8 protein-coding genes are annotated in these 13,355 nt (G+C 59.1%); 6 read left to right on the top strand and 2 right to left on the bottom strand.

Features of this window, described 5'->3' with window-relative positions:
• Positions 1–102 precede the first annotated feature (102 nt).
• The 5 genes from gmd (at position 103) to FIV42_RS13335 (ending at position 7,000) form a co-directional block, all read left to right on the top strand.
• Positions 103–1,191: a GDP-mannose 4,6-dehydratase gene (gmd, locus tag FIV42_RS13355; RefSeq protein ID WP_222615451.1), complete on the top strand. Its 1,089-nt coding sequence runs from the start codon at positions 103–105 to the stop codon at positions 1,189–1,191.
• Between the two features lie 152 nt (positions 1,192–1,343).
• Positions 1,344–2,291 (top strand): GDP-L-fucose synthase family protein, encoded by a 948-nt coding sequence (locus FIV42_RS13350; RefSeq protein WP_141201323.1) that lies wholly within the window; start codon positions 1,344–1,346, stop codon positions 2,289–2,291.
• A gap of 162 nt (positions 2,292–2,453) precedes the next feature.
• Complete coding sequence (locus FIV42_RS13345) at positions 2,454–4,382, top strand: polysaccharide biosynthesis protein (RefSeq protein WP_141198179.1); 1,929 nt, start codon at positions 2,454–2,456, stop codon at positions 4,380–4,382.
• Positions 4,383–4,420: 38 nt separating this feature from the next.
• Complete coding sequence (gene wecB, locus FIV42_RS13340) at positions 4,421–5,617, top strand: non-hydrolyzing UDP-N-acetylglucosamine 2-epimerase (RefSeq protein ID WP_141201322.1); 1,197 nt, start codon at positions 4,421–4,423, stop codon at positions 5,615–5,617.
• 51 nt (positions 5,618–5,668) lie between these two features.
• Complete coding sequence (locus FIV42_RS13335) at positions 5,669–7,000, top strand: nucleotide sugar dehydrogenase (RefSeq protein ID WP_141198178.1); 1,332 nt, start codon at positions 5,669–5,671, stop codon at positions 6,998–7,000.
• A gap of 65 nt (positions 7,001–7,065) precedes the next feature.
• On the opposite strand, the gene FIV42_RS13330 is transcribed toward FIV42_RS13335, so the two are convergent.
• Both FIV42_RS13330 and FIV42_RS13325 read right to left on the bottom strand, forming a co-directional pair.
• Entirely contained in the window at positions 7,066–8,370 is a 1,305-nt protein-coding gene (locus FIV42_RS13330; RefSeq protein WP_141198177.1) for a nucleotide sugar dehydrogenase, read from the bottom strand.
• A gap of 57 nt (positions 8,371–8,427) precedes the next feature.
• The gene (locus FIV42_RS13325; protein WP_168210623.1) at positions 8,428–10,581 is read right to left on the bottom strand and encodes a GumC family protein; all 2,154 of its coding nucleotides are present in this window, start codon (positions 10,579–10,581) and stop codon (positions 8,428–8,430) included.
• A gap of 165 nt (positions 10,582–10,746) precedes the next feature.
• On the opposite strand from FIV42_RS13325, the gene FIV42_RS13320 reads away from it, so the two are divergent.
• A complete protein-coding gene (locus FIV42_RS13320; protein ID WP_141198175.1) occupies positions 10,747–13,341 on the top strand; it encodes a hypothetical protein in 2,595 nt (864 codons plus the stop codon).
• The last annotated feature ends 14 nt before the right edge of the window (positions 13,342–13,355 follow it).

The raw sequence follows: 13,355 nt of genomic DNA, 5'->3' as shown, positions 1-13,355 counted from the left end.
CGGGCACACGGGGAACACGGAGAGATGCATTTTGTTTTTCCTCTGTGGGCACCGTGCTCCCCGTGGTGAACCTCTCCTTTGCCCAGCAAAACGGATCAGATTGTGACGAAGAAGACCGCCCTCCTCACCGGCATCACCGGCCAAGACGGGTCGTATCTTGCCGAGCTTCTCCTGGAGAAAGGTTACGAGGTGCATGGGATCATTCGTCGATCGAGTTCGTTCAACACGCAGCGCATCGAGCATGTTTACGAAGATCCACATACCGAAGCACAGCAGCTTTTCCTGCATTACGGCGATCTGACCGACTCGTCGAACATGTCGCGTCTCATTGAGAAAATCGAGCCGGACGAGATCTACAACCTCGCTGCTCAAAGCCACGTCAAAGTCTCATTCGAAGTGCCCGAGTACACCGCACAGGTGGACGCTCTCGGCACCCTTCGGCTACTCGACGCGATCAAGGAGACCGGGGTCACCACGAAGTTCTATCAGGCCTCGACCAGTGAGATGTACGGCAAGGTGGCGGAGACGCCACAGAACGAACAAACGCCGTTCTACCCGCGATCACCCTACGCTGCTGCCAAGCTGTACGCCTACTGGATTACGGTCAACTACCGCGAAGCCTATGGCCTACACGCCTCTAACGGGATCCTTTTCAACCACGAGAGCCCGCGGCGCGGCAAGACATTCGTCACTCGTAAGATCACCCGAGCCGTCGCCCGCATCAAGCACGGTGTGCAGGAGCGTCTCTATTTGGGAAATCTCGACGCTCGCCGCGATTGGGGCTATGCCCCTGAATATGTAGAAGCGATGTGGCTGATGCTCCAGGCCGACGGTCCCGACGATTACGTCATTGCCACCGGCGAGACGTATTCGGTGCGCGAGTTCACCGCCTGGGCATTCGAGCACGCCGGCATGCCCATCCGCTGGGAAGGCGAGGGCGTCGACGAGAAGGGCTACCACGCCGAGACCGGCGACCTGCTCGTCGAGGTCGATCCCGCCTACTTCCGCCCCACCGAGGTCGATCTGCTCATCGGCGACCCGTCCAAGGCCAAAGAGAAGCTCGGCTGGGAGGCGGAGACCGACGTCAAAAAGCTCGTGGAGATCATGGTCGACCACGACCTAGGGATGGTCTCGCGGCTGGTGACGCTTCGCGAGGCGGGCTACGACGTGATCGAGCAGGGCGTCGATTGATCCAGAACCACGCTGCTTCCCCGCAATCCCCCTCCCCAGCGCGCTTTCCTGCGCCAGGGGAGGTGTCGGCGCGGCGTAGCCAAGCCGACGGAGGGGCCCCGCCAGAAAGCAAGGGATAGCGAAAAGGAAAAACAATGACCAAACACGCGCGCATGACCGCGTCCGCCAAAGTCTACGTCGCCGGCCACACCGGCCTCGTCGGCTCCGCCATCGTCCGCCGCCTGCAGGACGCCGGCTACGAAGATATCGTCACCCGACGCTCCTCTGAACTCGACCTCACCCGTCAAGCCGACGTCGAGGCCTTCTTCGCCCAGAGTTTTGCGAAACAAGATAAGCCCGGCTTCGTCATCGACGCGGCCGCCAAGGTCGGGGGCATCCTCGCCAACAACACCTACCGCGGCGAATTCATCAGGGACAATCTGCTCATCCAGACGAACCTTATCGACGCGGCGCGCCGAGCAGGCGTCGAGCGGCTGTTGTTCTTGGGGTCGAGCTGCATCTACCCGCGCGAGTGCCCCCAGCCGATGCGCGAAGACCACCTGCTCACCGGCCCGCTCGAGCCGACCAACGAGCCGTACGCCATCGCCAAGATCGCCGGCATCAAGATGTGCGAGGCGTTCAACGCGCAGTACGGCACTCGGTATCTGAGCGTGATGCCCACCAACCTGTACGGCCCGGGCGACAACTTCGACCTGGAGACGAGCCACGTGCTGCCGGCGTTCATCCACAAGTTCCATCGGGCGAAGGTGCAGGGTGACGACGAGGTGGTGATGTGGGGTACGGGCTCGCCCAGGCGCGAGTTTCTGTACGTCGACGACCTCGCCGACGCGTGCGTTTATCTGCTCGAGGAGACCGACGAGGTCGAACTGACCAATATCGGCGTGGGCGAGGACATCTCGATTCGCGAGCTCGCCGAGTTGGTGGCGGATGTGGTCGGATTCGAGGGGGAGATCGTCAACGATGCGTCGAAGCCGGACGGTACGCCGCGGAAGCTGCTCGATGTGAGCAAGCTCAACGGACTGGGCTGGGAAGCGAAGGTGGGGCTTCGAGAGGGCGTGGAGCGGACGTATCGATGGTTTGTGGAGAATTGGATACCGTGAAGAGCGAGAAGGCATCGCACAGATCTATGGTACGTGTGGAGCAACGCCGCTCAATTCATATGTTTTACTGCTCTGTTGGAAGAACGCGACATTCTTTTTTAAGATGATCAAGTCGCAGGCGCGCTCGCGCCGTTTCCCGCTCCGTAAGTTGTAGCGACCTTTATGCGTAAAACTGCCGATTGGTTTCTCGAGCTTCCAGGCCTCCCCCGAAGCATTCGAGTCCTGTTGATCGCGGCGTTTCATCTGCTGGTATTCGCGGCGGCTTTCGTGGGCGCGTTCGCGATCCGGTTCGACTTCGACATCCCCATCAAATACCAACAGTCGATGTGGCACTTGTTGCCCGTCGTTATCGGCGTCAAGCTCACGATTTTTGCGGTGCTGAAGCTGTTTCGAGGGTGGTGGCGTTATGTGAGCATGCATGATGTTGTGGCTCTAGCACGAGCGTTGGCACTCGCCGCTGGAGCCTTAGTCTTGGTGAATGTCTTTGTGATGACCCCGGAAGTCTTTCCTCGGTCGGTCTATCTCATCGACTTCGGTCTCTCGTTTTTGGGGCTTGGCGCTGCTCGCGGCAGTCTGCGGTTGTTGCGAGAAGCACTGCGTTCAAATATGGCGGCGAACGGAGACGCCAAGCGTCTGCTCATCCTTGGTGCGGGTGATACCGGAGAGACGTTAGTCCGGGAGATCAACAAGAATAAGAACCTCCCGTTTCGCCCAGTTGCCTTTCTCGATGACGATCCGTACAAGCACAAGCTGCGCATTCACGGCGTACCAGTGCTTGGCTCGATGAACCTCATTGAAGAAATTGTGAACGCGCACGAGATCGAGCAGATCATCATCGCAATGCCATCGGCCGGACGCGACGAACTGCGAAAAATCTATGAACGCTCGCGCAATACGGATGCCGAGGTCAAGATTTTGCCCGCGCTCGAGTCGATGCTCAGCGGTGAGATTTCACTGACACAGTTGCGCGAGGTCTCCATCTCCGATCTCCTGGGGCGAGATCCTGTCGAGCTCGATACCCAATCCATTGGGGTGTTCTTGCAAGGACGCACTGTGCTTGTAACAGGCGCGGCCGGTTCGATCGGCTCGGAGTTGTGTCGGCAGGTGCTTCGCTTTGGCCCACAAAAGCTCGTGATGGTTGATCAGGCCGAGACGCCGCTCTTCTTCACAGAGCGCGAGTTGCGCGAAGAGCATGCAGATAAGTTGGTTCCGTGCATGGCCGATATTCGCGATCAAAAGCGAATGCAGGCGATCTTCTCGAGGCACAAGCCAGATGTTGTGTTTCATGCTGCTGCCTATAAGCACGTTCCGTTGATGGAGGCCAACCCTTCCGAAGCCGTGCGTAATAACGTGCTAGGCACACAGAATATCGCCGATCTGGCAGCACAAGCGAGTACTTCGGCATTCGTACTTGTGTCGACCGATAAAGCCGTTAACCCTACGTCGGTCATGGGTACGACCAAGCGAATCACCGAACTTTACGTGCACGCACTGGCCTCCAACTGTGAAACAAAGTTTTGTGCGGTGCGTTTTGGCAACGTGCTTGGCTCGAACGGCAGCGTGGTACCAATCTTCCGCGAACAGATCCGCCAGGGAGGCCCTGTCACGGTGACTCATCCGGAGATGACGCGCTTCTTTATGACCATTCCGGAGGCAGCACAGCTCGTGCTTCAGGCGGGAGCCATCGGCAAGGGCGGCGAATTGTTCGTGTTGGACATGGGTGAGCCAGTGAGGATTCTGGATCTCGCGCGGGACATGATTCGACTGTCTGGCCTCGATTTCGACGATATCGACATCGTCTTTACCGGAAAACGACCCGGCGAAAAGTTGTTTGAAGAGCTTTCGTTCGACGCCGAGAAACTAGGTAAAACGCGGCACAAGAAGATCTTCATTGGAAATCACGCAGGTGCTCGCTTCGAGGAGCAGCGTCCGACCTACTTGGCACTCCTGGAAGCCGCCGAGCGTGACGACGACGTCGAGGTGCGCAAGCTGCTCAAGCGATTGGTCCCCAGCTACAGCCACCCTCAAGCAGACGAGAAGGTCGTCTCCATCGAGAGTGGGAAGTTCAAAGCTGTTGGTGTATCGAAGTAGCAACTATGACTACTATCTCTGCCTCAAAACAATCGCCGATCCGAGTTCTTACTGTTTTTGGGACACGTCCCGAAGCGATCAAGATGGCACCGCTGGTACGAGCGTTGGATGACGAACCGAAGCGTTTCGAGCAGGTGGTGTGCGTTACCGCACAGCATCGTGAGATGCTCGATCAGGTCTTGGAGCTGTTCGAAATTCAACCGGATGTCGACCTCGACTTGATGCGAGAGAATCAAGATCTGACGGGCTTGACCTGTCGGATCCTCACGGGACTGCGGGACGTGCTCGCCGACATCGAACCGGACCTGGTGTTGGTGCACGGAGATACAACGACGACGTTTGCAGCCAGCTTGGCGTCTTTCTATGCGCAGATTCCCGTCGGGCACATCGAAGCGGGACTTCGTACCGGCGATCCCTACCGCCCGTGGCCAGAAGAGCTGAACCGCCAACTCACCGACACGCTGTCGGCCGCCTATTTTGCGCCCACCGAACGCGCCCGTGACAACCTCCATCGCGAGGGTGTCTCCGACGACCGATTGGTGGTGACGGGCAACACTGTCATCGACGCCCTTCTGTGGGTTCGCGAGCGCCTCCGCGCGCTGGACGACGCGGAGCTCCCCGGGCTGTTATCGCAGAACGCAGAGTCGTCTGAGGTGCCGGAGCGTTTGACCGACTTCCTCGTGGGGCGTCGGAACAAGGACTCGTTTGACGAGCCGATGGTGCTCATCACCGGCCACCGACGCGAGAACTTCGGGAAGGGCTTTGACGAAATCGTTGCCGGGATTCAACGCTTGTCTCGAAGCTATCCGCATGTGCGGTTTGTCTATCCGGTTCATCTCAATCCCAATGTGCAGCAGCCGGTGCATGCGGCGCTCGCCGATTGTGACAACGTCTATCTCGTCCCTCCCATGGATTACGCGCCGTTCGTCTTCTTGATGGACCAAGCGACGCTCATACTAACCGATTCCGGGGGCATTCAGGAGGAAGCACCCAGTCTAGGCAAGCCTGTATTGGTGATGCGTGACACCACGGAACGGCCGGAGGCGATCGAAGCTGGCACGGCCCGTCTCGTAGGAGCGAGTGCCGATCGAATTTTTCGGGAAGTCAGTAGGTTGATTGAAGACCGCGCTGCCTACGACGAGATGGCGCGAGTCGAAAACCCCTTTGGGGACGGACAGGCATCGAGACGCATCTGTGAATTTATCTGGCAGCTTCGACAAGACGAAATCTTGTAAGGCCGGGTTGAATACACGCGGCCAGTCATTCTTAAGAGAAGAGCAGTAGTTATGGAGAATCCGTCGTCTTCCAAGGCTGACATTTGTGTTGTCGGCCTCGGCTATATAGGCCTCCCCACCGCTTCAATGTTTGCAGCACAGGGGTTCGACGTACTCGGCGTCGATGTGAGCGCGCACGTGGTGGAGATCGTCAATGAGGGTAAGATCCACATTGAGGAGCCTGGCTTGCGCACGCTCGTCAGCGCGGCCGTCAAGTCGGGGCAGCTGCGCGCAGCGCGAGCGCCGCAGCCGGCAAAGACGTTCATCATCGCAGTGCCTACTCCCTGCCGAGTCAATGAGAAGCGGCACGATGATCGCTCCAGTGATCTGAGCTATGTCGACAGTGCTGTCGAGGCCATTCTCCCGGTGCTCGAAGAAGGCGACCTGGTGATTTTGGAGTCGACAAGTCCGCCGAAGACGACGGTGGAGAGGGTGGCCAAGCCGCTGGTCGAAGCTGGCTTCACGCCGGGAGAAGATGTCTTCGTGGCGCATTGCCCCGAGCGAGTACTTCCCGGGCATATTCTACGTGAGCTGACCCAAAACGATCGGGTCATCGGCGGGATTACCATGGCATGTGCGCAGCGAGCTGCGCGGCTTTATGCGTCGGTGGTCGAAGGTCAAATTCATCAGACCAATGCAACAACCGCCGAGTTGGTCAAGCTCATGGAAAACACTTTCCGGGACGTCAACATCGCACTGGCGAATGAGCTAGCTGGGATCTGTGATCACCTCGACGTCGATGTCACCCGCGTCATCGAACTGGCGAATTGCCACCCGCGAGTCAATCTTCACCAACCCGGTCCTGGAGTGGGTGGGCATTGCTTGCCGCTGGATCCCTGGTTTGTCATCGAGTCCGCGCCCGAACAGGCCCGGCTTATCCGCGAGGCGCGCCTGCTCAATCAAGCCGTGCCTCGCTACTTGGTCCACCAGATCAAAGATACGCTCGAGCTCGGGAACTCATCGTCTGCGAAGTTGGCGATCTTCGGGGTGGCCTACAAGGGCAATGTCGATGACGCTCGCGAGTCGCCAGGACGCGATTTCGTCGAGCTCTTGGAGGGCGAGCCCGTCGACGTAGCGGTATACGATCCGCATGTGCGTCACTTCGAGCACGAACTCGTCGGCCTTCAAAAGGCCGTGCAGGACGCGGACGCGATCGTCATCACCGCTGCTCACGACGAATTCAAGTTCATCGATCCCAGCGCCCTCATCGGATTGATGCGAGGGCATCACGTCTTCGACTTTTGCAATCTGCTCGACGCCAAGAAGTGGCGCTCGGCGGGGTTCACATACGTGGGCCGGGGCGTCAGCCCGCAGGCAGCTCCATCGCACGCTGAGTCGCTCTGACTCGGCCTGAGACCCGAGCCCCACGGGCTCGGGTCTCCTCGCGCCAACCAGCGGCAGCGCAGAAGTTATAGCTTGTAGATATTCGGGGAGTCGTGGTCGAGCGCATTACGTGTATCGAACACGAGTGGGGCATGCTCGACCAAGAGCTTGTAGTCGACCGCAGAATGGTTGGTGACCACGACCACTGCATCCTGCTCGGCGAGCATCGCAGCATCCAAGTCTACTGAGCGTGCGCCATCGAAGGTGTCGACGCACTCGATGTGCGGGTCGTGGTACGACAGGTTTGCGCCCCACTCCTCCAGCGACTTCCAGATATCGAGCGCGGGCGACTCTCGTAGATCGTTGACGTCGGGCTTGTAAGCCACGCCCACCAGAAGGATGCGCGCGCCGTTGACCGAGCGTTGCTGCTCGTTGAGCAGGCGCACCAACTTCTGGACCACAAACCTCGGCATGTTGGTGTTCAAATCCGAGGCGAGTTCGATGAAGCGATTGTAGTAGCCGAAGGTCTTCGCCTTCCAACTCAAGTAAGTAGGGTCGAGGGGAATGCAGTGACCGCCGATGCCCGGTCCCGGGTAAAACGGCATGAAGCCAAATGGCTTGGTACTCGCCGCTTCGATCACCTGCCAGATGTCGATGCCCATGCGGTCGCACATCACCGCCATCTCGTTGACCAGGGCGATATTGACCGCTCGAAAGGTATTTTCCAGCAGCTTGACCATCTCGGCTTCGGTGGCATTGCTGACTGGGTGCACTTGATTGATGAACTGGCCATAAAGGGCTTCGACGAGCGCGGTGGAGTCGGGCGTAACACCGCCGACGACCTTGGGAGTGTTGGTCAGCCCGTAGGTTTCGTTGCCCGGATCGACCCTCTCGGGGCTGAACGCCACGAAGAGATCTTCGTCGATCTTGTGCCCGGCGCGCTCGAAGACCGGAACGAGCACCTCTTCGGTGGTGCCGGGGTAGGTCGTCGATTCGAGCACGACCAGCGAGGGCCGGCGCAGATGTGGGGTGATGCTCGCCGCTGCCGAACGGATGAAAGAGAGATCCGGCTCACGCGTTTTGTTCAGCGGCGTGGGCACACAGATGCTGATGGCATCGGCTTCGCCGACCACCGCGAAGTCGGTGGTGGGGATATAACGGCCACTTTCGATGGCGCGAGCCACGCGCTCACTGGCAATGTCGGTGATGTAGCTTTGCCCGGCGGCGAGTTGCTCGACCTTCGCCTCGGCGACATCGACGCCGTAGCAGCGGAAACCTGCTTCCACAAACTCCAGTGCCAGGGGCAGGCCCACGTAGCCCTGGCCGATGACGGCGACGGTGGCGTCTTGATTGGTGAACTTCTTCCGGAGAATCGATACGGCGTCTGACATGAGGTACTTCCGTACAGCAGTGGGCGAAGAGCAGAGAGTCTGGTCTGACTACGCCGGTCAACTGGCGATTTTGCTGGGACCTTCGGGTTGGTCTTGTTCGTAGGAGTAGCGGTAGTAGTACGAGTATCGATAACCCGCAGCTCCTGCACCGATCTCGTTGAATACGACCCCCATGAAAGGGGCGCCGATGCCGTTGAGTTGCTCGACGGAGCGACGCAACAACTCGCGTTGGGTTTGACCGAACTTCAAAATCAAGAGCACTCCATCGACCACCTGGCTCAGCACCAGCGCATCGGAGACGGCGGCCAGAGGCGGAGAGTCGAAGATGACTCGGTCATAGCGGCCGCGCAATTCGTCGACCAGTTCATGAAAGCGCGTCGAGTGCAGCAATTCGGAAGGGTTCGGTGGAACCTCTCCACAGGTCATCACTTCGAGGTTGGGCACCTGAGTTTTTTGAATGGCTTCGTCCACCGAGATGCGGTCGAGGATCACGGTCGACACCCCTTGTTCCTTGCTCGGGACGCCCAAAGCTTTGTGCACGCGCGGACGCCGAAGGTCGGCGTCGATGATCAAAGTCCGCTGGCCCGATTGAGCCATGGCAATGGCCATGTTGACAGATGAAAGCGTCTTACCTTCACCGGGTCCCGGACTGGTCACCAACAAGAGCTTTGGTGGATTGTCCGGGGCCATAAACATCAGGTTGGTGCGCAGGGTCTTGATGCCCTCGGCAAACGAACTTTTGGGTGCCGTGTGCGTAATGGTGTCTGCCGGAGACTCGCCGATCGGCTCGAGCGTCTTGAGCACGGATCGATCCAACTCGGGAAGCATCGCTAGCACCGGCTTGTCAGTGACGCGACTGACATCCTCTTCGCTCTTCACAGTGGTGTCGAGAGTATCTCGCAGCACCATCATACCGATTCCCAGCGCCAGACCGGCGACCAGACCGAGCGCCATATTCATCGGTGTATTCGGCCCCACGGGGGCTTCTGGGACGTCGGCGTGCTCGAGGACCTGGATGAGATCGCTGTCATACATCGAGTTGATGTTGAGTTCTGAAGAGCGTCCCAAAACCGTCTCGTAGAGCTTCTGAACACTGTCGGCGTCGTTCTTGAGCTGGCTGTACTCCACGCCTAGCTCGTTGAGAGCGAACACATCTTTTTTGAGGCGCGCGAGCTCGGACTCGAGGTTGCCCTCATGACGGCGCAGTACTTGAACGCGGTTCTCGACGGCGGTGCGAATGCGATCGATGTCTTCTTGGATCGCTTCCCGAACGGTGTCGAGCTGGTTTGTCACCGCTTGAACCTCGGGATGATTGTCCAAATACTTGGTCTGTAGACGCGCAAGATCTTGCTCGAGCTTCGCCTCTCTATCGAAGAGACTCGCCAACGCCTCGTTTTCGACGAGGGCCGTGATGGCGCGCATGTCCTCTTCCGCCTTCTCCATGTCACGGATTTGAGAGAGCAAAGCCTCTTCAGAAGAGAGTTCGGTGCGTACCTTCATCAACTGTTCGTTGACCGTCGACATATTGTTGGCGGTCAAATTTTGGCGGTCTTCGTACGACAGCGACAAGATATTGTGCTTGCGCTTAAATTGCTGGAGCTTGTTTTGGGCGGCGTCGAGTTCCTTCTTCTTGGTCGACACGTAGGAATCAAACCAGTTGACCAACTGATTGAGTCCTCCCGATTGGACCTCATGGGTATACTCGACATAGGTGTCAGCTAGTCCGTTGGACAGCTTGGCGGCGAGTTCCGGGTCGGTCGCCGTCACACTGACAATCGCCACTCGGCTGTCGCGCTGCAGCGACACCTTGAACATCCCCATGACTTTTTCGCGAGCGGCCTTGAGACGCTCCTCACGGGATCGCTGTTTCCCCCCGGGCAGTGGATTGAGAAAGTCCGGGTGATCGAGCAGTCCGACATTTTCGACCACGCGTTCTGCGAACCAGTTCGACCTGAACACTTCTTTTTGCGTGTTCCAAAACTGATCGAATTGCCAGCGCCCGCCCGGGTCGAGCATCTCGACCCGCTCGATTTGACGGCCAAAGAGGTTGGGTTTGGATTCGTGGAAAATGATCTTGGACTGGGCCCGATAAATCTTGGGCTGCTGCTTCGTCCACAGATACGCGCCGACGATACCCACGATAGCCGCAAGCACCAGAATCCAGTAGTATCGTTTAACGAGTGACCAGTAGTGGGCTACCAACTCTCCCAACGATTCCGAGTCTGGATCGGACGGAAGGGGGGCTCGAATGTCTTGGAAATCGGTTGTCATACTACCGTGTTGGACTTGCGGTGCCCGCCTCTATAGGGCGGAAGAGCCGCGCAAGAAATCAGTCGAAAACCGTAGGTTGATAGTGATCCACTGTCAACAAAACGGATGGGTAACTTTTCCCGTTATTGCCGTTCCTTTTTCATGTCGGCACGTCTTCTAAAACTCGGCACCGTTGGGATAGTTGCCGGCGCGACATTGGCGCTTGGCGGCGTGCACGCCATCACTGCTTCTGTGCTGGGCTCGCTATTGGCACTTCTGGCTTTCCTCCACACTGTGCAGAAAAGCGTCGGTAGAACGAACCGAGTGTGGATTTCCATTCCCGCGCTTGCGTTCGGACTCTTTGCGATCGTGTCATTGATGCAGTTGGTACCGATCCCGCTGTCCTGGCACCGCTGGTTGAGTCCCGAGCGTACCGAACTACTACACCATGGGTGGTCAGTGCTGTTTAGCGCGCCTCCCCCGACCGTCGCCACGCCGCTGTCGATGGCCCCCGAACATACTGCCACCTGGATGGCGCGTTGGGTTGCCTTATTCGCCATTGCTCAGCTCGGAGCCAACCTTCGTCGCGAGTCGAGCGAGTGGACACTCCTTTTATGGGGGTTCGTCGCGCTCGGCCTGCTCGAACTGCTCATTGGAGGCGTTCAAAGCTTCTTGGCGACACCCAAGTATCTGGGCCTATGGGAAACTGAACACTCTTTGGATACTTGGAGTAGTTTCGTCAACCCCAATCACGCGGCCACGTTTTACGGACTCGTTAGTTTGGTCGCCTTTGCACTGGCGTTTCGCAGCCGCCAAGAGAGTCCCGTTCGGATGCTCGTCGCCAGCGTCTGTGGCTTGTTGTTTATGCTGGTGATGTTCGAGCAGGACTCTCAAGGGGCGCCGCTCATCTTCGCATTGGTTCTCATCATCGTCGCCGCCGCCGGCAGCAACTATCTCGGGCCAGTCCGTCACCGACTCTCGATAATTCGCGACAACATCTGGTGGCTCGCTCCGGTACTCCTGGTCGGTTTACCGCTCACTGGCTTCGTCTTCTTTCAACTCGGCTCGGTTCAGGCCCGTGACTGGCCTCTGCAGAATATCTTGCCCGCGTGGCTGGATCAAACCGGACAGGTGCGCCTCGAGTTGTCGCGAGCCGCGCTGGAGGCAAGCAAAGGCTTTTGGTTGACGGGTTCGGGCGCCGGTTCGAGCGCGTTTGCCATACCTTCCTTCGTCGACTGGACGGCGGTACGCGCCGCCAGCATTCCGACTATCGAGAATGAGCCTGTAGAGTGGTTTATGACCCTCGGATGGTTGCCGGCCATACTCGGGATCGGTTTGCTGTCGGCGTATCTATGGATGCCGCTGCGCCTCTATCGGCGCCAGGCGCGGTTATCCCATATCTTTCTGTTCGCTGTGGCAGCCTATTTCCTGATGCTGTCTTTGTTTCACTTTCTTTTCTTCACCCTGGGCATTTCGCTGCCAGCCATCCTCTTGCTCGAGTACGGGCGTCAGTCACAGCGCACCGGCGCCCCTCAATCTGGCCAGGCGCGGTTGAAGTGGATGGCTCGCCGAGGGGTCATAGAAGTGTCGCGTAGGACCGGAGTGGTGGTGGCTGGTCTGGCGCTGGCGTTGGCGCTGGGGAGTTTTGCCGCCGGAACTTTCGCGGTGGAGCCGTTCTCGTCGGACACCACGATCGAAGCTGACGGAGAGGTGGCTCGAGCCGTGAGGCTGACACCGGGAGACCCGATGCTCTTCGCCAAGGCAGCGGTCGCACTCGACCGCCAAGACCAGTCAAATCGAGCCGCTCGTGCCGCAGAGCATGCGTACCAATTGCAACCTGTACCGCGTTTAGGGCTTCTGAGGGCGAGGATGTGGGCAGCGGCAGGCGAGCGTGAGCGCTCGCTGGAGGCTTACCGGGAGTTGCTGGGGCAAAGTTGGCCGTCGTTTGTCATCGACTGGCGCCGCTTTCTCGTCAATGATTTCTCCGACGCTCGGGCGCAGGCCGCCGCGCTGCGCGATGCGCCGCCAGCTCGCTGGTCTAGCTTCGTCGGCGAGCTGCGGCGCAGCGGTCGAGCTTATGCCGCGCTCGACTTTGCCCTCGAACTCGTCGAGGCACGCCCGCAGTCTTTCGCGGCGCGTGAGTTGCTCGTCGAGCAGTATATGGAGGTCGGGCTCTTCGACGTCGCACAGACGTGGGCGGAGCAGGTCCTCTACGAGCAGCGATCGCAGAGCGGAGAGCAAATCGAGCACGCGCGTGTACTCTTGGCACGGGCGCACTTTGCGGCGGGCCAGCCCGCTTCTGCGAGAGCTGTGCTGCGGCGAGGGAGCGAGTCCTTCGACAGCAGTCACGCTCTTCAGCGCCAGTGGTTGGCGTATTTGGCCGATGATCCCCGTGCGGCCGGGGAGCGTGACGTATCGCTTACCCGTACGGCCTTCGGTTCGACCTGCAACGCTCCGGTCGAGGAGCGCGACCTGCAGGCGATCTGTTGGCGCGCCGAAGCCTGGCTGCTCGAGCGAGACGGCGATACCAACGCATCGGAGGCTATTTTGCGTCGGCTCGACCGCATTCACGACGAGCCGGTTCCGCTGGCCAAACTATATTTACGCCAGGCCGACTGCTTGGCCATCGAGCAGTTGCTGGCCCAGATGCACACGGCGAACCGACACGTGCGGCTGAGACGCCAGGTGCGCGAGCTCAGTCAGCGCTGTGCGGCTCGCTAAGTAACCAGCGCGAC

The sequence above is a fragment of the Persicimonas caeni genome (assembly GCF_006517175.1).
Taxonomy (GTDB): domain Bacteria; phylum Myxococcota_A; class Bradymonadia; order Bradymonadales; family Bradymonadaceae; genus Persicimonas; species Persicimonas caeni.
This window is presented reverse-complemented; position numbering and strand designations above follow the sequence as displayed.